A 19,578-nucleotide genomic window follows, 5' to 3' on the forward strand; every position below is an offset into this window, starting at 1 on the left:
TGGGATGATGAATGATGGTTCGTGTAGGGGATGTGAGAGAGTTCATTCTCAATAAACAATCGATTCAAGAGCTGTGTGGACCCGCCTCTTACATGCGTGGGGAAGCATACTTCCGATCAGGTCAAGTTCTAACTGTCAAAAGAGAAGCAGATGGCGCGAGTTATCGGGCAACCGTTAAAGGATCAAATCGGAACCGATATGAGGTTGAGGTTGCATTCGATGAGGATGGTGAAATCGGGGCCTCCTGTGAGTGTACAGCTTATTCTCCGCTTTCATTTTGCAAGCATATCGCCGCAGTTCTATTAAAGCTTATGGAGACGGATTCTAAAGAACTGCCTGCTGAAGATGAAGTGATTTCTGAGAAGGACACCCATCTGACTAAGCAGGTTATCTTTTTATTTGACCGTGCTCTAAGTAAGCAATCTGATGATGATTTGAATGCGATCAATGACGATTTCATGGATACTCAGCCACTTGAGGTAGAATTCTCCTGTAAAATCGTGAGCAGCTTCTCCAACAAGCCGATGTTCGCTGTCTCGATGAAAATCGGACTTTCTCGGCTTTATATTGTCCAAAGGATCAAAGATTTTCTGAATCATGTGGATGCCGGAACTCCTATGGCGTTTGCGAAGCATTTTTCTTATGACCCTCTTGAGCATACACTGAAGGAACATGATGCAAAGTTTATTCAATTACTCATCGAAGCGATGCAAGTTGAAGAAATTTACAAAGATTTGTTCCACTCGTTCTCATCTTATTCCCATAGAGAAGAACGGATTCTCGTCATCCCTCCTGCGATATGGGAGAGGATGCTTCCGTTATTAGAACTTGTGAATATTAGCTTCGAGGACAAGAATGTTGGCGCTCATCGCATGGAGATGATGGATGGTGCGCTCCCGATTTCGGTGCAATTGAATAAAGCTGGAGTCGAAGGGTATCAACTTGAGATTGAAGGTCTTAAGAACTCGATATTCATGGACAACTATGGGGTTGCGATTGTGAACGGTTTGTTATTCAAATCCGATCCAGCGCAATTAAAGCGGATATCGGAATTGAAGAAAATGTTTCACTATGAGAAGAGTACTCGATTGATGATTACTTCTGATCAAATTGAACCCTTCATTGACCGTGTTGTCCGGGGACTTAAGCAGTTCGTTAACGTGGAAATCTCTCCGCAAATTGCGGATCGAATCATTAATCCAGCGCTTCAGGCTCGATTGCATTTGGATTTCGAGGATGACAGGCTGCTCGCAAGCTTAGAGTACATCTATGATGATATTATTATTTCCCCCTTACCACAAAAGGCAGTTAAGAATGCACGGGATGACGTTATTCTAATGAGGGATCTTGATCGGGAGAACCGAATTATGGCACTCATTGAACGCTCCTCTTTCAAGTTTAACGGTAAAGACGTGTACTTGGATCAGGAAGACGACATTTACGATTTTTTATACGATATTTTGCCGCAGTTGGGTGACGATGTAGAAATTTATGCAACCGAATCCGTAAAAACGATTATGCGAACGGTAGAATATCAGCCGAAGGCACGTCTCGATGTCGATGTTGGCACGAATTGGCTGGAAGTGTCCTTTGATATGGAAGGCATGGACGAGAATGAAATCCAGAATCTACTTCGCAACTTAGTGGAGAAGAAGAAGTATTTCCGTCTGCCTAGCGGAGAGTTCCTATCTCTAGAACAGGAAAGCTTCCGGGAAATTAATCGGTTATTCGAAGAGCTTGATCTTAGAAAGCCGGATATGAATGGGAACAGTATTCGAATGCCAGCCGTGAAGGGCTTCCAACTGATGGAGCAGTTCGGTAAATCATCGTCTGGTGTGCACCTCGGAAAAACGCTACGCAAGCTCTGGGATAATCTGCGTAACCCAGACAATCTTGATTTTGAGGTTCCAGCGGGCCTTGATCCGGTTCTTCGAGATTACCAGAAATACGGCTTTCAATGGTTGAAGACGCTAGCGCATTACCGACTTGGCGGCATTCTCGCTGACGATATGGGGTTGGGTAAGACGATTCAAAGTATTGCCTACATCGTATCCGAGACGGGCAAGTCTGCCGAGGAAGGGATTGAGCCTTCACCGGTCCTAATCGTTTCACCTGCCTCCTTGATTTATAACTGGGAGCGTGAGTGCAAGAAGTTCGCTCCGCAGCTTAGAACGATTGTAGCGGCCGGTGATCGTCAGGAACGAAGCGAGTTGATGTCGGAAATGAAAGACGTTGACGTTTGGATTACCTCATATCCTCTCCTACGTAGGGATATCGAATGGTATGAGAAGCAAAGCTTCCGCATCCTGTTCCTAGATGAAGCCCAAGCGATCAAGAACCATGCTTCCTTAACCTCACATGCAGTTAGACGATTGAAGGTTGGACAGCGTTTTGCTCTTACAGGGACTCCGATTGAAAATTCGCTCGATGAACTATGGTCGATATTCGACGCGATTTTCCCAGGCTTGTTTAGTGGAAAAAAATCATTTTCAGACTTGCCACGCGACAAAATCGCTCGAATCGTGCGCCCGTTCATATTGCGTCGATTAAAGAGTGAAGTGCTCAAGGAGCTTCCAGATAAGATTGAGAGCGTACAGCCATCAGAGCTCTCGACAGAGCAGAAGCAAATCTATATGGCCTACCTAGAGAAGCTACAATCCGACATTGTTCGAGATCTAGCTACTGATGGAGGCTTTCAGAAAAACCGGATGAAAATTTTGGCTGGACTCACTCGTCTTCGACAGTTGTGTTGTCATCCAGCGTTATTTTTAGAAGGGTATGAGGGTTCATCGGGCAAGCTTGAACAATTGTTAGAAATTATCGAGGAGTGCCAGGGCAGCAGTAAACGGATGCTGATCTTCTCCCAATTCACTTCGATGTTAGATATTATTCGGAAGGAATTGGATGGACGGGATACGCCATATTTCTACTTAGATGGTTCGACGCCTTCCGCCCAACGACTCGAATTGTGCGACGAATTCAATGCTGGTGCAAGGGATATTTTCTTGATCTCTTTGAAAGCCGGAGGCACGGGACTTAACCTGACTGGTGCGGATACAGTCGTCTTATTCGATCTATGGTGGAATCCTGCTGTCGAACAACAGGCGGCCGACCGAGCGCATCGTATCGGGCAGAAGAAGGTCGTGCAAGTCATCAAGCTAGTGGCCCAAGGGACGATCGAGGAGAAAATGCTGGAGCTTCAGCAGCGGAAGAAAGATTTGATAGATGAAGTCATCCATTCAGGCGAAACGGCATTGTCCACACTGACAGAAGATGATATTCGTGAGTTATTGGAAATTTAGGTGACTATTTAAACCGATATTCGGGCAATACTACCAAGTATAGCCCGGGTGCCGGTTTTTTTGTTTTTGATTAACCGAAGTTGTGCCTACCTGAGGGCGTGATCGGGGAGGATGAGAAAATGACTTTAAGTATGATTCTTATGCTTGTTCAAGTGTTTTTTGCAGTTGTTATTGGTATTTATTTTTGGAATTTGCTGCGCAATCAGAAAAATAACCGTAGCGCAGTAGATCGAGAATCTCGTAAGGAAATGGATAAGCTTCGCAAGCTACGCTCCATCTCCTTGACTAAGCCACTTTCGGAGAAAACTAGACCAGCGACCATATCGGATATTGTCGGTCAGAAGGAAGGATTACGAGCACTGAAAGCTGCACTGTGCAGTAGCAACCCACAGCATGTGCTCGTATATGGACCTCCAGGGGTAGGGAAAACCGCTGCAGCGCGAGTCATCTTAGAAGAAGCAAAGAAGAACAAGTTGTCGCCCTTCCGTCAGGAAGCGAAGTTTACAGAAATAGATGCCACAACGGCGCGATTTGATGAACGCGGAATTGCAGATCCATTGATCGGATCAGTGCATGATCCCATTTATCAAGGTGCTGGGGCAATGGGGGTTGCAGGGATTCCTCAGCCTAAGCAAGGTGCAGTTACGAAAGCGCATGGAGGCATCTTATTTATCGACGAGATTGGTGAGCTCCATCCCATTCAGTTGAACAAATTACTTAAGGTGCTTGAGGATCGCAAAGTCTATTTAGAGAGCGCGTATTATCATGCTGAGGATAATAATATTCCGATGTACATTCATGATATTTTCCAGAACGGGCTCCCAGCTGATTTCAGGCTTGTTGGCGCAACGACAAGGTCACCAAGTGAACTTCCACCCGCGCTTCGTAGTCGATGCATGGAAGTTTACTTCCGTCCGTTGCTACCCGAGGAAATTGCCCTGATTGCTGAGAATGCCATTCAGAAAGTCGGCTTCTCCCCTAGTCCTGAGGCTCTGGATGTCGTGAAGCGTTATGCAACGAACGGAAGGGAAGCTGTTAATATTATTCAACTTGCAGCAGGACTTGCTTTATCTGAGAGTCGGGATGAACTGGCCGCCGCTGATGTAGAGTGGGTAGTGAACAGTAGTCAACTGCCACCACGTCCAGACCGTAAAGTACCATCCATGCCGCAAGTCGGACTTGTAAATGGATTAGCTGTTTATGGTCCGAGTATGGGGGCGCTGCTTGAAATCGAAGTTACGGCTATTCCTGCATTGCTCGGCAAAGGCAAATTGAATATTACCGGCGTAGTCGAGGAAGAAGAGCTTGGAGGTGGCCAAAGGACGATACGACGTAAGAGTATGGCCAAAGGCTCCTTGGATAACGTATTGACTGTGCTTAGACGGAATGGCTTCCAGCCGGAAGATTATGACTTACATATTAACTTTCCAGGCGGAACGCCGGTAGATGGTCCATCTGCTGGTGTAGCAATGGCTGTTGCGATCGCTTCAGCGATGACAAAGCAGCCCGTAGATAATAAAATCGCAATGACCGGAGAAGTAAGCATACACGGTGCAGTTAAACCTGTGGGTGGAGTTGTTGCGAAAGTCGAAGCGGCTTTTCAATCGGGTGCGGACACTGTAATTATCCCCAAGGAAAATTGGCAAGTCATATTCGAAGGGCTGGAAGGTGTCAAGGTCATACCGGTAGATCGTATGGAAGATGTGTTTCAACATGTATTCGGGGATCAATCCGGCTGGATGGAGTCTAAATGGCAAGTTAGCGAGCTTCCTGTTGCTGCGGATGCCTTTGCTGCGGCGCCTGCAGGGTCTGTGCTTCATGCGGAGACGATTCATTCCGAAGGCTAACGTTGAGAAATAATATTAATGAGCTGCCCATCTGGGTGGCTCATTTTTGCGGCGAGCGAATACATTTGATACAATGACTGGAGTGTTTGAAATCGTTCCAGAACTGCGAGGTGCGTCAATTATGGGTTCAAGCAAACAGAAAAGTCGTTCCATTCCCCTGCTACCCCTAAGAGGGCTACTCGTTTATCCCAGTATGGTGCTTCATCTGGATGTAGGTAGGGAGAAGTCCGTTAAAGCGCTGGAGCAATGTATGATCGATGATCATATGATTCTGCTATGCTCGCAATCGGAAATTAATATCGAGGAGCCGACACAGGAAGATATTTATCAAGTCGGTACCATCGCTAAAGTGCGTCAGATGTTGAAGCTACCTAATGGGACAATTCGTGTTCTCGTAGAGGGCGTTAGCAGGGCACAGATTGAGCAATATTTGCCGAACGAGGATTTTTATGAAGTGCTGGCACATGAATTGCTTGAAGGGCAGTCTAATGACTCAGAGCTAGATGCACTTATGCGTGCAGTGCTTAGTCAGTTCGAGCATTACATCAATCTATCTAAGAAGGTGACTCCAGAGACGCTTGCTGCGGTATCTGACATTGATCAGCCTGGGCGATTAGCTGACGTCATTACGAGTCATTTGTCACTGAAAATAAAAGATAAACAAGAAATTCTTGAAACTATCGAGGTTCGCCCTCGTCTGGAGAAGCTGCTCGATTTTCTTAACAATGAGCGAGAAGTGCTTGAGCTTGAGCGCAAGATCAGCCAGCGAGTCAAGAAACAGATGGAGAAGACACAGAAGGAATATTACCTTCGTGAACAAATGAAGGCGATTCAGAAAGAGCTTGGGGAGAAGGAAGGTCGTGCTGGCGAAGCTGAAGAGCTTAGAGCACAACTAACTGAAGCTGAGCTTCCGGAGAAAATTGCGGCCAAAGTAGAGAAGGAAATCGATCGTCTGGAGAAAATGCCAGCAGCGTCTGCGGAAGGTGCGGTTATTCGTAATTATGTAGAATGGCTGCTTGCACTCCCGTGGAATAAGATGACCGACGATGATCTTGACATTAACAAAGCCGAGAACATCCTGAATGAAGAGCATTATGGACTAGATAAGCCGAAGGAACGGGTGCTGGAGTATTTGGCTGTGCAGAAGCTGGTCAAGAAGCTCAAAGGCCCAATTCTTTGCTTGGTAGGCCCTCCAGGGGTTGGTAAAACTTCATTAGCTAAATCTATAGCGAAGTCACTCGGCCGAGAATTCGTGCGAATTTCTTTGGGTGGCGTAAGGGACGAGGCAGAAATTCGTGGTCATCGCCGGACCTATGTCGGAGCAATGCCTGGTCGTATTCTTCAAGGCATGCGTAATGCAGGGTCGGCTAATCCTGTGTTCCTACTGGATGAGATCGACAAGATGGCGATGGATTTCCGTGGGGACCCCTCCTCGGCATTGCTAGAAGTGCTTGATCCGGAGCAAAATAACACATTCAGCGATCATTATATTGAGATGCCTTTCGACTTATCTAATGTGATGTTCGTGACAACTGCGAATGTCGTGCACAATATTCCTCGGCCATTATTAGATCGGATGGAGCTGCTGCAGGTTCCAGGTTATACCGAGCTTGAGAAGCAGCAAATAGCTGAGCGCCATCTTCTTCAGAAGCAGAAGCGAGATCATGGCTTAGAAGAAAATCAACTGGTGTTGGAAAGTGATGCGCTCATGTCGCTTATCCGACATTATACGAGAGAATCTGGCGTGCGGAACATGGAGCAGCAAATTGCTTCTATTTGCAGGAAAGCAGCTAAAGCGATCGTGGCTAATCCGGATGCTGCGCCGTTCGTAGTTGACGAGGAGAAGCTCAAGGAGCTGCTAGGACCACCGAGATTCCGCCACGGAATGGCAGAGCATGAGGATCAAATTGGGGCCGTAACGGGGCTTGCCTGGACTGAAGTGGGTGGAGATACTCTAGTTATAGAGGTTACAATCATGCCAGGTAGTGGTAAGCTGACATTAACAGGCCAACTTGGCGATGTGATGAAGGAATCTGCCCAAGCGGCTTTCAGCTATACGAGAAGTCGTGTAAATGAGCTTGGCATCGATCCGCAGTTCCACGAGAAGAACGATGTCCACATTCATATTCCAGAAGGGGCGATCCCTAAAGACGGTCCTTCAGCGGGGATTACGCTGGCAACGGCTCTCATCTCAGCTTTAACTAACCGAAAGGTTTCTCGCGAAGTGGCAATGACCGGTGAGATTACGTTGCGCGGTCGCGTGCTTCCAATTGGCGGATTGAAGGAGAAGTCACTTGCTGCTCATCGTGCCGGTATTACGAAGGTGTTAATGCCTAAAGAAAACGAGCGTGATTTACGGGATATTCCCGATAGCGTTCGGGAGAATATGACATTCGTACCTGTTGCACATATGGATGAGGTGCTGCAGCATGCTTTATCCGAGCCGATTGACCTCAAATCGGGTACCAAGGGACAGGAAGAAAATGAATTAGAGGTAGGCGCTGTGGCTATCGAGACTACGGTTAACGATGAGCCGAAAGAAACGCCGCCACTCGGAACACACTGACAGGAGACCTAAGTTGTTATGAAAATCAAGCAAACAGAATTTGTCATCAGCGCGGTAGGCCCAGATCAATACCCGGATAATGGATTGCCGGAGATCGCTCTAGCTGGTCGCTCCAACGTAGGGAAATCTTCCCTTATTAACAAAATGCTGCTTCGCCGCAACTTGGCCCGCACAAGCCAACAACCGGGCAAGACACAGACGCTTAACTATTATAAAATCAACGAAGATTTATTCTTCGTTGATTTTCCCGGTTACGGTTATGCAAGGGTGTCCAAATCCGAACGGGAAGCTTGGGGCAAAATGATCGAGCGATACTTAAGGGGACGCGAACCCCTGAAGTTAGTGCTTCAGCTCGTCGATTTGCGTCATCCTCCCTCTGCTGAGGATCAACGTATGTACGAATGGCTCTCCCATTACGAAATCCCGATGACAGTCGTTGCGACCAAAGCGGATAAAGTATCGCGTTCACAGTGGCCTAAACACATGAAGATCATTCGGCAAACCCTCGGAATGCCAGGGCATGTTCCTCTTGTCCTGTTCTCGTCGGAAACGGGTTATGGAAGAGACGAATTATGGAGCATTATCATGCAATCGGCAGAAATACCGCTTAATCCCCCCTCTGAACCCCCTAACATCGTGCAGGAAACAGAGGATAACGGTTAAAATATGGGCAGGATCGCAGTAGAAATCGATTTTTGCACGTTTTTTCCGTGAAAATAACAATCGGGCGAGAAGAAACGATTTAAGATTTAGCGTATAATAATGGATAGATGTAGGTTATACAATCGCTAGACAATGGGAATTGAGGAGATTTTATGGCTCAACGGGTAGCCACGGAGTATGTCAATGCCAGCCTGACACTGACGGAAGCCGAAATGCCGAGACTGATCTCTCTGTGCGAGATTCAGCAACTGAGACTGCAAGTTTTCGTGCTGGATAATGGTAATCAGGAAGTCGTGTTAGAAGACGATGTCTGTGGAGAATCCATTCGCTTGACTTTTGAACGATTAAACGGTGATTATCGTTGTAAGCTAACTTGCCGTGTTATTCATCCCAGACTGACTGATGCTTTGCGGAAGATCATATCTTCCTTCAAGGGTGACGCGGTTGTCAATCGAATTTATCCTAGTTATACAATTGTGTATTATTACATTCGGGGTAACGTTGCACGCATTGTGGAGAACAAAGGAGTTCTTCAGCGCACGATATTCGAACATAAGGATACAGTAGGAAAATTGCAATCCCAATTTGCTTTATTTTCAATTGAGGAAGAGATTAATCGCTTGCGAGGTTCTGTGAATGAGTTGCTCGATATGCGCAATCAGACGAAGGAGCCTGGGCTAATCGCTGAAATCGACCAAGGATTGAAAAACCAAAGTCGCTTATTATTCGCATTAGAAGCATGAACGAATCTTATAGGGTTTGAACACTTGAACAAGCAGTAAGGAGCCATGTAAATGGCTCCTTTGTTTTTTTGAAAAAACTATTGCATTTCCCCAGGATAGATGTTATTTTTAGATTCGTTGACAACTTGATACAATAGGAACCAGGATTCACTCAAGGAATGCGGTGAGAGCAAATTCCCTCCAAGTGAATGACGTAGGTCCTAGCGGATGAAATCAGTTACACATTTTATTCCTAGGAAGGGGGAACCGAAAGATGGAATACTCGACTTTCGGACGGCACGTTGCGGTTGATACATGGGGAGGCAATATTGATTTATTGAACAGTGCAGAACTTCTCCAATCGCACATGGTGGAAGCAGCTGAAGCATGCGGAGCGACTGTACTCTCGGTTCAAGCGCAACAATTTGAACCTCAAGGTGCAACCGTGTTGGTACTGCTATCGGAGAGTCACATCTCCATTCATACGTATCCTGAGAAAGGTTTTGCCGCGATCGATTGTTATACCTGTGGCGAGACTGTGGATCCACAAGCAGCGATTGACTATCTCGTCAATGTGCTTAAACCAGAAAAAACCTATGCGAAGAAATTGATCCGTGGACTCGGGGAATTGCAAGTCGAAGATCCGATGATTAAGCAGGTCGAACTCGTTAAATAAGAATGCGGTAAAAACCATGGGGTACATACCTCATGGTTTTTTCATATGTATATGGAATATGATTAGGACAATTAGTCGACAATAGGAAAAAAGCGTCAGCACGGTTTTCATAAACTTTTCATATTTGCCGCGGGAGAGGCTGTCTAACTATGCTATAATAATCGTTGACGTACAGGCTAGTTCTTACTCTCAAGGCGAAAGTCAGGTGATTGCACATGCATCTTATCGTAGTTGGATTGAATTATCGTACGGCCCCTGTTGAAATGCGGGAGCGCTTTGCACTGTCTGAACGTGAGATGCCGCTTGCTCTGCAAGCGTTAAAGCAAACCACGGGCATCCTTGAAGGAGTAATCGTAGCTACCTGCAACCGGACGGAGCTTTATGCAGTTGTAGACAGATTACATCTCTGTGGACATTTTATCCGCGCCTTCATGGAGCAATGGTTTAAAATTCCACGTAAAGAATTTAACTCTCACCTTTATATGTATGAAGATGACCGCGCTGTCGAGCATCTCTTCCGAGTGACTAGCGGACTTGATTCGATGATTATTGGTGAAACTCAGATTTTAGGCCAGGTGCGGGATGCCTTCCTACTTGCTCAGGAGCAAGGTGCAACAGGAACATTGTTTAACCGCTTATTCAAGCAATCGATCACTCTTGCTAAACGGGCGCACTCCGAAACCTCGGTTGGAGAGAATGCAGTTTCCGTGAGTTATGCTGCTGTAGAGCTCGGTAAACGAATATTCGGTCGATTCGATGATAAGAAGGTTATGATCGTTGGAGCGGGCAAGATGAGCGAATTAACCGCGAAGCACCTTCATAGCAACGGGGCCAAAGAAATACTCGTTGTTAATCGTACGGTAGAGAAGGCGGAGGAGCTGGCCGAGAAATTCCAGGGCTCAGCGATCGCTTTAGTGGAAGCACTGGAACGCTTGAAAGATACGGACATTGTTATCAGTAGTACGGGATCGGAGCAATTCGTAATTACTCGTGAGCATATCCAGAAGGCTATGTCTACGCGTAAGAAGAAACCTCTGTTTCTGATTGATATCGCGGTGCCTCGCGATATTGAGCCATCGTGTGGAGATATTCCTAACGTCTTCTTGTATGATATCGATGATCTAGAGGGTATCGTGGAAACGAACATGGCTAAGCGTCGCAAGGAAGCTGCAATTATTGAAGAGATGATCGCTCTTGAGCAGGAAGCATATCAACAATGGTATATGACTCTTGGGGTTAGTCCGTTAATCCGTGCGCTTCAAGAGAAGGCTGCTGTCATACAAGAGAACACGATGGAAAGCTTAATTCGTAAGCTTCCGGAGCTGGATACTCGACAAGTTAAAGTGATCAGTAAGCTTACTAAGAGCATTGTTAATCAAGTCATACATGATCCTATATTGCGTATCAAGGAACTTGCCTCCGAGAAGCGTAGCGATGAAGCGATGAAGCTGTTTATTCAATTATTCGCTCTAGACGATGATGTCGCTAAGCTGAAAGCGGAAGAGAAAGATGGAGAGAAGTCCCGGAAAGAATCGGCTGCTATTTCCAGAAGCTTAGAATCTTCGTCTGGCTCTGTGCTGGATGTTGAGAAGTTGATTTCTCAGTTGGCGGGTGCTCTTCGATAATGCAAGGAATGCTGGAGGCGCTGCCCTCATGGTAACGCAAGATTGGTTAACCGACGCTGTACTTTATATTTACGCCCTGAGTCTGCTTTTCTTTGTGTCCGATGCCGCTTCTGGCAATCGGCGAGCTAAGAAGGTAGGAACAGGGCTACTTGTTTTTGTTTGGGTGCTACAAGGAGCTTTTTTGTTAATGTTCCTGTCTCAGCGATTTTCTGTTCCTGAAATGACGTTGAAGGACTATTTATTTTTTGTATCTTGGTTGCTCCTTTCTGTCTCTTTTATCTTAAATCGGTTGTTTCGAGCAGAACTGCTTGTCCTGTTAGTGAATGTAGTTGGATTTGCTGTTCTTGCAGTTAATTTAATCGGACGTCCTAAAAAAGCCGCTGCGCTTGAGCCCTGGGAAGTGGCAAGGCAGCTATTAATTGTTCATGTCAGTTTAATCACTCTAGCATTTGCCGTTCTAACGATTGCCGCAATATTGGGTGTGATGTACCTCTTCCTTCATCAAAGGCTTAAGGCTAAAAAATGGACGCATGTTATGAGTAAGATGCCAAGCCTGGAATGGATTGATCAGTATGCTTATCGGGCAGGCTTAATCGGTGTTCCTCTGCTACTGTTATCCTTGTCTACAGGCACAATGGCATTACTACTTGATAATAGTCCATCTAAGCTGTTGGATGAGAAAGTGCTTTTATCTTTCGGAGCTGGCTTGTTGTACATCATATACCTCATTCGTAGAATGGCCTCGCGTGATGATGGAACCAAGCTGGCGATTTGGAATTTGCTTGGATATGCTTTGTTGGTTATGGGTTTTTTCGCAAGCTCGTTCTCTTCGTTTCATCAATTGTTATAGAAGATAAAAGCTAGAACATATAACAGCATCCCATTTAGAACCAGAAGGAGTGCCTGCAGATGCCGAGTTGGTACCCGATTATGCTTAAGCTTGAAGGACGGAAATGCGTCGTCATTGGCGGCGGTTCTGTCGCACAGCGTAAAGCAGAGGGCTTGATGCAGGCGCAAGCGGATGTGGTACTTATTAGTCCTCAGTCGACACCCTCATTGCGCGAATGGTCGGATGCTGGTCGTGTGCGTTGGGTCGAGAGACAGGTAGAGGAGAAGGACTTAGATGGCGCCGTACTTGTGTTCGCAGCAACTGATCAGCCGCATATTAATCGTTGGATTGCTGAAGTTTGCGCACAACGAGCCATTCCAGTTAATATTGCGGATGAGGGTGAAGCGGGAGACTTTCTCGTCCCTGCCGTATTACGTCAAGGAGATTTGGTTCTTACGGCAAGCACTTCAGGTGCTGGACCCGCGTTGGCCTCCCGAATTATTCTAGAGCTTGCTGATCGATACGGTCAGGAATACAATGAGAGCATTGAGATTTTAAGAGCCATTCGATTAATCGTAAAAGATGAGGTAGCCGATATTTCGGAACGGCGAGAGCTATTGAAAGCGGCCGTTACAGACGAAGCGCTTCAGGAATGGCGGGAGGCCTCTTGGCTTCATGACAAGGATAAGCTGATGACTAGGCTTCGGCAACTAGTAAATGACCGGAAGGGATGATAGCAAATGCGTAACATTATTGTCGGATCAAGACAAAGCACGCTAGCTCTAACTCAGACGAATCAGACGGTACAACTCTTGAAGGATATATGTAGCAGAGAAAATCTAGCCTTTACTTTTGAAGTTAAACCGATTATTACTCGGGGAGATCGCATTCTAGACGTAACGCTTTCTAAGGTTGGCGGCAAAGGACTGTTTGTTAAGGAAATCGAGGAAGCTTTGCTCACGAGTGAGATTGACTTGGCAATACATAGTATGAAGGACATGCCCTTTGAGCTTCCTGTGGGTTTGGTCATTGGAGCTGTGCCGCAGAGAGAAGATCCAAGGGATTGCTTAATCAGTAGAGAAGGCAAGAGCTTAGCGGAGTTGCCAGAGGGAGCTCGAGTAGGGACAAGCAGCTTGCGCAGAGCTGCTCAATTGCAAGCTCACAGACCGGATCTTCGAATCGAATCTATTCGGGGGAATATCGATACCCGATTACGCAAGCTTACGGAAGAAGGTTTAGATGCCATTCTTCTTGCAGCAGCGGGTTTGCATCGGATGGGCTGGAAGGATCGCATTACGGAATATCTTACACCAGAGGTATGCTTGCCCGCCGTTGGGCAGGGAGCGTTAGCGATTGAATGCCGTGATAATGATCCTGAGGTATTGCATTTACTCGGACTTCTGAATGATACAGCTACGGAAAGAACAGTAGCAGCGGAAAGACGTTTGTTAGGTTTATTGAATGGAGGCTGCCAGGTGCCGATCGGAGCCTATGCTCGATTGGATACGGAGGCTTCGGATTCCACGATGGCGTTGATTGGCTTAGTATCCTCTCCAGATGGAACTCGTTTGCTGAGGGAAACTGCAACAGGCACTGATCCGCACATAGTCGGCTCTGAAGTTGCGCAAGCACTATTGCACCGCGGAGCAGGGAATATATTAGCGGAATCGAGGGAATAAGCGAATGGACAGAGGAATAGTCTATTTGGTTGGGGCAGGTCCTGGAGATCCTAAGCTGATTACCTTACGTGGTTTGGAAGCCTTGAAGCGATCCGATGTCGTCGTATACGACCGTCTAGCTGGACCTCAGCTGCTCCATTTTGCGAAGCCTGATGCTGAGTGTATTTATGTGGGTAAGCTTTCTGATCGACATACGATGAAGCAAGAGGATATTAATCAATTGTTAGTGGATCTGGCGCTTCAAGGGAAAAATGTCATCCGTTTGAAGGGTGGCGATCCGACGGTATTTGGTAGAGTCGGAGAAGAAGCGGATTTATTGCAGAAAAACGGAATTATATATGAAATTATTCCAGGAATCACCTCAGCGATTGCGGTACCTGCTTATGCGGGAATCCCGGTGACTCATCGTGATATGGCTTCCTCTTTTTCTGTTATTACAGGTCATGAAAGCCCGGACAAGCTTGATCTCTCTATCCAGTGGGATAAAGTTACGAATGCAACTGGGACGCTCGTATTCCTTATGGGCGTTGCTAAAATCGGTTATATTAGTGAGCAATTGATCGCGCATGGTAGATCACCAGAAACACCTGTAGCATTAGTCCAGTGGGGAACAAGAGCAGAGCAAAGAACGGTCGTGGGGACACTTAGCACGATCGAGGCCGAAGTTAAAGCGGCGAATCTTAAGCCCCCTGCGGTTATTATTGTGGGTGATGTTGTTAATCAACGTGAGACCTTGTCATGGATTGAAAAGAAGCCTTTGTTTGGTCAAAGAATTCTGATTACCCGTGCTCGATCACAAGCAAGCGAATTAGTTGCCAAAATCGACGATTTGGGCGGAGAAGCCTACGAATTTCCGGTTATTGAAACGAAGCTACCCTCGTCGAGTGAAGCGTTACAAGCGATTGAACAGGCAATGGCGCAAGCGGAAGCTTATGATTGGGTCATGCTGACTAGCGTGAATGGAGTCGAGTATTTTTATCGTTGGCTTGACCATTTCGGGGTAGATATTCGACGGTTCCATCGTGCTAAGTTCGCTGCGGTTGGACCTAAGACGGCTGAAGCGCTTGCTACGCGTGGCGTTCGAGCTGAATTAATACCAGAAAGCTTCCGAGCAGAGAGTATGCTGGAAAGCTTAAATAGCGTCGTATCCACAGGACAATTCGCATTGCTGCCTCGCGGTGATTTGGCAAGAGAGATCTTACCGAGGGAGCTACGGGAACTTGGTGTACAAACGGTTGAGATAGATGTGTATGAAACGGTATTGTCCGCACCTCGGGATGTGTGGTTGCCTGAATTGCTAGAAAAGGGAAAAATCCATGTTATTACTTTTACGAGTTCCTCCACGGTCAATAATTTACTGGAGGCTCTTCGTCGGTTAGGGGTTCAGAACCCTGTTGAAGCTCTGCAAAATATTGATATTGCCTGCATCGGACCGGTTACTGCGAAAACAGCCGAGGATCATGGCTTGAAAGTAACCGTCGTTCCGGAAAAATATACGCTAGATGGCTTAGTGGAAGCAATAGTGGAAATACGGCGTGTTACGAAGGGAGAATAACAACTTATGGCTTATCCGTTAGTCAGACATCGTAGACTTAGAAATTCAGCAGCTTTGCGTAACCTTGTTAGGGAAACGAGCATTGAGGTTAATGACTTCATTGCTCCCATTTTCGTGACGGAGGGCGAAGGAGTTAAAGACGAGATTTCTTCTATGCCAGGTGTTTTCCATTGGTCATTGGATACATTGGAACAGGAGCTAGCAGAAATCGTGGATCTCGGCATTCAGTCGGTTCTCGTATTTGGAGTTCCCAATCATAAGGACGCAACAGGAACGTCAGCTTATGATGACAATGGAATTGTGCAAAGAGCCATTCGGAAAATCAAAGCCATGTATCCAGAGCTCGTTGTGGTTGCGGATACCTGCTTATGTCAGTTTACCGATCACGGTCATTGTGGCGTTGTCCATACGACAGAATGCGGTGCGGATATCGATAATGATGAATCGCTTGTGCTGCTTACGAAAGCAGCTGTATCCCAAGCTAGGGCGGGTGCGGATATTATTGCCCCTTCCAATATGATGGATGGGTTTGTAACCGCAATTCGCCAAGGTTTAGATGAAGCAGGGTTTACGAATACACCGATTATGTCTTATTCCGTTAAATTCTCATCTGCTTATTATGGACCTTTCCGAGAGGCTGCACATTCTTCTCCTCAATTCGGGGATCGCAAGACGTATCAAATGGATCCTGCTAACGCTCGCGAAGCGTTAAGGGAGGCTCAGACTGACGTGGAAGAGGGAGCGGACTTCCTTATGGTGAAGCCTGGGCTAGCTTACCTAGACATTGTCAGAATGCTGAGAGACCGTTACTCCTTGCCTATCGTTATCTATAACGTTAGTGCGGAGTACTCAATGGTTAAAGCCGCTGCACAGCAAGGCTGGATTGATGAGAAAGCGATCGTGCTGGAAACGTTAATCGGCATGAAACGTGCGGGTGCGGATTTGATTATTACGTATCATGCGAAGGATGCTGCACGTTGGCTACAAGAGAATCGCTAAGGGTAATTGCGGTCCTTCGGCAGGATATCAAATAGATATAAAGATATACTTTTCAAATCTGAGATTAGGATGTGACGAATATGAGCGATAATCAACGAACACGCGTAGACGCCCGTTCTAAAGCGGCATTTGAACGTGCGAAACTTGTCATTCCGGGTGGAGTAAATAGTCCAGTACGTGCATTTAAATCGGTCGGGCAAACCCCACTCGTTATCGAACGTGGCGAAGGTAGCCGAATTACGGATATCGATGGTCAAACGTATATTGATTATGTGCTATCTTGGGGCCCCTTGATCGCAGGACATGCTCATCCTGAAGTGGTTGAAGCGATTAAACGGACCGCGGAAAAGGGGACAAGCTTCGGAGCACCGACCGAGCTCGAAACTTTGATGGCTGAGCTTGTATGTGAACGTGTCCCTTCCGTTGACATTGTTCGCATGGTCAATTCCGGCACGGAAGCGACGATGAGTGCATTAAGATTAGCTCGCGGATATACGAAGCGGAGCAAAATTCTCAAATTTGAGGGGTCCTATCACGGACATGCAGACAGCTTGCTGATTAAAGCGGGTTCTGGTGTGGCCACACTTGGACTGCCGGATAGCCCAGGAATTCCTGAGAGCGTAGCTGCCCATACTCTAACGGTACCTTATAACGATCTTGAATCTGTTAAGCTGATGTTCGAGCATTATGGCGAGGATATCGCGGCGATTATCGTTGAGCCGATTGCAGGGAATATGGGCGTCGTACCGCCACTTCCAGGATTTCTACAGGGCTTGCGGGAGCTTACGACGAAGTATGGTAGCTTGCTTATTTTTGATGAAGTTATGACCGGGTTCAGAGTGAATTATCATTGTGCGCAGGGTTTATATTGCGTTACGCCGGACTTGACCTGTATGGGCAAAGTCATCGGCGGGGGTCTTCCCGTTGGCGCGTATGGTGGAAAAAGAGAAATTATGGAGCAGATGGCTCCTGTCGGACCGATCTATCAAGCGGGCACGCTGTCCGGTAATCCGCTTGCGATGGCAGCGGGCTACACAACGCTGAAGCTGATGACTAAGGAAGCTTATGAGCAGTTGGAGCGTATGTCTCTTCGCCTTCAAGTTGGCCTAGAAGCTAATGCACAGAAGCTAGGCATTCCAATGGTTATTAACCGGGTGGGCTCCATGATTTGTCCATTCTTCACGGACAAACAAGTCATAAATTATGATGTCGCCAAGACTGCAGATATGGATCGTTTCCGCTCTGTATTTAGCGGATTATTAGACAACGGCGTGAACATAGCACCATCGCCATATGAAGGATGGTTCATGTCCATCGCCCATACAGAAGACGACATCGATCAAACAATCGAAGCACATAGAACGGCTCTCGCGAAAATATAACATAGTGATATTCGATTTCCAGAACAACTCCTTGGCAAAAAGCTAAGGGGTTGTTTGCTTTTTCAGTCATGCCTAACTATACCTGGCATATAGATAATTAGGGAATCGTAATGGCCCCGATCGATACAGTCGGGCGCTTATGCTGAAAGGAGGATTTCGTCGTGACGGATCAGTTGAATGGATTGCGTTTTGATATTTACGAACGTGTGCATCTGCCTGACGATGTTGCTGCTATTGATGAGCTGGAAGAAATCGAATTGGTGCCTCACATGCAGGCGTTGCCTCAGGATGATCAGGTATTACTAAGAGGTCATCTGTTGTTGTCGGGAATATATCGGTCGCAGGACAGAGCAGAAGTGAACCAGCTGGAGCACTGGATTCCGGTGGAGATTTCATTACCGCTCAACCGAATACAAAGCGTTGATGAGTTGGCTGTGGAAATCGATAACTTCGATGTCGATTTGCTCACTACCCGCTCACTAAATGTAACGGGTGTATTGGCACTGCGAGGATTACAAATCCAAGCGGAACAAAGTCCAATATGGCGAGATGACAGCTTCACCGTTGTACATCAAGCGCAAACGGAAGCTGAGGAGCAACAACAGAGATACTTGCAGCTCGAAGATAATGAGCTTGAAGAAGAAGTGGATTTGTTAACGACTAGCGACTATGAAAAGACAATAGGTGCGCAATTTATCGAGCAGGAAAGAGATGATGATTGGAACCTCCAAGCAGAGACGGATGCGCTAACCACAGAAGCATCCAAGGAAAGCAACTGGTTATCCATGTTTCAGAATTTGGAGGAGTCACGGAAAGAGGGAGCTGTATTCGCACAAACGCACTCCCAATTACCATTACAGAGGGAAGCAACTGAATTTGATTCTACCCAGTGGGGAGATGTTTCCAAAGAACGGAATGTCGAGGCAGAAATGAACCTCGATCCCGTTCTCCAGCTGGAAACTGAGCTAGCTCCAATTATTCCGGAAGTCGAAGAAAAACCAGATGTGAGAGTGGCATTGGGCGGTAAACCGCTGGAGTCGATTGCGACACAGCCCCAACAATTCGGAGTAGGGCTTCTATCACAATTGGGAGATAAGGGTGCGAAAAGGGAAGCGGAGCTCCGCATCCAAGAGGCAGCCAAAGCAGAAGAAGTACAAAACAATGAATCACACAGCTCTGGTGATGAGTTAGAGTGGACTCGTCTATTCTTGAACAATGGGAAGCAGGAACAGTCGTTTCGTAAAGTAAAAATGTGCATTGTCCAACGGGAGGAAACACTCGATTTGATCGCCAACCGATACAATGTCCAGCCGAGGGAGTTACAGTTATTCAATCGAATGCACGAACCATACTTATCTGAAGGCCAAGTGCTATATATTCCTTAATTCGTCAGGCTAACTCGTTTGTTATTGACTATATTGACTCTCATACAGGTGGAGGGTAAAATAAATATCAATAACAAGGATAGGGAAGAGTAGTTCGTTTATCCATCAGAGAGCGGAACCGCTGCTAAGCCAGCGCTGAGAGGTTCCACAGGATATAGAATGGCTACAAGTCGCCCTGGAGTTTTCTGTTCGAATGTCGTTCCTTTTAGGGCGAACAATGAGAACAGGACGGTAGCAACCGTTACTTTGCAGTGAGTGCCGTTACGGTGAATAATGCCCGTACGGAACGAAGGTGGTACCACGGAAGTTAACCTTTCGTCCTTTGCGACGGGAGGTTTTTGTGTTTTT

15 protein-coding genes are annotated in these 19,578 nt (G+C 46.6%); 14 read left to right on the top strand and 1 reads right to left on the bottom strand.

Annotated features, from left to right (window positions below):
• The first annotated feature begins 11 nt into the window (after nucleotides 1–11).
• The 14 genes from M1K58_RS00565 to M1K58_RS29585 all read left to right on the top strand — a co-directional run bounded on the left by M1K58_RS00565 (nucleotide 12) and on the right by M1K58_RS29585 (nucleotide 19,230).
• Entirely contained in the window at nucleotides 12–3,302 is a 3,291-nt protein-coding gene (locus tag M1K58_RS00565; protein ID WP_256756724.1) for a DEAD/DEAH box helicase, read from the top strand.
• A 119-nt stretch (nucleotides 3,303–3,421) separates the two neighbouring features.
• The gene (gene lonB / locus M1K58_RS00570; RefSeq protein ID WP_256756725.1) at nucleotides 3,422–5,149 is read left to right on the top strand and encodes an ATP-dependent protease LonB; all 1,728 of its coding nucleotides are present in this window, start codon (nucleotides 3,422–3,424) and stop codon (nucleotides 5,147–5,149) included.
• Between the two features lie 121 nt (nucleotides 5,150–5,270).
• The gene (gene lon / locus M1K58_RS00575) at nucleotides 5,271–7,715 is read left to right on the top strand and encodes an endopeptidase La (protein WP_256758182.1); all 2,445 of its coding nucleotides are present in this window, start codon (nucleotides 5,271–5,273) and stop codon (nucleotides 7,713–7,715) included.
• Between the two features lie 18 nt (nucleotides 7,716–7,733).
• Nucleotides 7,734–8,378, top strand: coding sequence for a ribosome biogenesis GTP-binding protein YihA/YsxC (gene yihA / locus M1K58_RS00580; RefSeq protein WP_256756726.1), 645 nt, complete (start codon nucleotides 7,734–7,736; stop codon nucleotides 8,376–8,378).
• A gap of 152 nt (nucleotides 8,379–8,530) precedes the next feature.
• Nucleotides 8,531–9,121, top strand: a complete 591-nt coding sequence (locus M1K58_RS00585) for a non-ribosomal peptide synthetase module (protein WP_256756727.1) — start codon at nucleotides 8,531–8,533, stop codon at nucleotides 9,119–9,121.
• Nucleotides 9,122–9,374: 253 nt separating this feature from the next.
• Entirely contained in the window at nucleotides 9,375–9,776 is a 402-nt protein-coding gene (gene speD / locus M1K58_RS00590) for an adenosylmethionine decarboxylase (RefSeq protein ID WP_256756728.1), read from the top strand.
• 215 nt (nucleotides 9,777–9,991) lie between these two features.
• Entirely contained in the window at nucleotides 9,992–11,401 is a 1,410-nt protein-coding gene (gene hemA / locus M1K58_RS00595) for a glutamyl-tRNA reductase (protein ID WP_256756729.1), read from the top strand.
• 28 nt (nucleotides 11,402–11,429) lie between these two features.
• A complete protein-coding gene (gene ccsA, locus M1K58_RS00600; protein ID WP_256756730.1) occupies nucleotides 11,430–12,251 on the top strand; it encodes a cytochrome c biogenesis protein CcsA in 822 nt (273 codons plus the stop codon).
• Between the two features lie 59 nt (nucleotides 12,252–12,310).
• Nucleotides 12,311–12,964, top strand: coding sequence for a precorrin-2 dehydrogenase/sirohydrochlorin ferrochelatase family protein (locus tag M1K58_RS00605; protein ID WP_256756731.1), 654 nt, complete (start codon nucleotides 12,311–12,313; stop codon nucleotides 12,962–12,964).
• A gap of 6 nt (nucleotides 12,965–12,970) precedes the next feature.
• Nucleotides 12,971–13,909: a hydroxymethylbilane synthase gene (hemC, locus tag M1K58_RS00610; RefSeq protein ID WP_256756732.1), complete on the top strand. Its 939-nt coding sequence runs from the start codon at nucleotides 12,971–12,973 to the stop codon at nucleotides 13,907–13,909.
• 4 nt (nucleotides 13,910–13,913) lie between these two features.
• Entirely contained in the window at nucleotides 13,914–15,464 is a 1,551-nt protein-coding gene (gene cobA / locus M1K58_RS00615) for a uroporphyrinogen-III C-methyltransferase (protein WP_256756733.1), read from the top strand.
• Between the two features lie 6 nt (nucleotides 15,465–15,470).
• Nucleotides 15,471–16,463, top strand: a complete 993-nt coding sequence (gene hemB / locus M1K58_RS00620; RefSeq protein WP_256756734.1) for a porphobilinogen synthase — start codon at nucleotides 15,471–15,473, stop codon at nucleotides 16,461–16,463.
• Between the two features lie 80 nt (nucleotides 16,464–16,543).
• Nucleotides 16,544–17,845, top strand: coding sequence for a glutamate-1-semialdehyde 2,1-aminomutase (gene hemL / locus M1K58_RS00625; protein WP_256756735.1), 1,302 nt, complete (start codon nucleotides 16,544–16,546; stop codon nucleotides 17,843–17,845).
• A 161-nt stretch (nucleotides 17,846–18,006) separates the two neighbouring features.
• Nucleotides 18,007–19,230, top strand: coding sequence for a LysM peptidoglycan-binding domain-containing protein (locus M1K58_RS29585; protein WP_256756736.1), 1,224 nt, complete (start codon nucleotides 18,007–18,009; stop codon nucleotides 19,228–19,230).
• 98 nt (nucleotides 19,231–19,328) lie between these two features.
• Here M1K58_RS29585 and M1K58_RS00635 read toward each other — a convergent pair whose 3' ends face one another.
• Nucleotides 19,329–19,532 (bottom strand): hypothetical protein, encoded by a 204-nt coding sequence (locus M1K58_RS00635; protein WP_256756737.1) that lies wholly within the window; start codon nucleotides 19,530–19,532, stop codon nucleotides 19,329–19,331.
• Nucleotides 19,533–19,578 lie beyond the last annotated feature (46 nt).

Source organism: Cohnella sp. WQ 127256 (assembly GCF_024519285.1).
Classification (GTDB): domain Bacteria; phylum Bacillota; class Bacilli; order Paenibacillales; family Paenibacillaceae; genus Cohnella.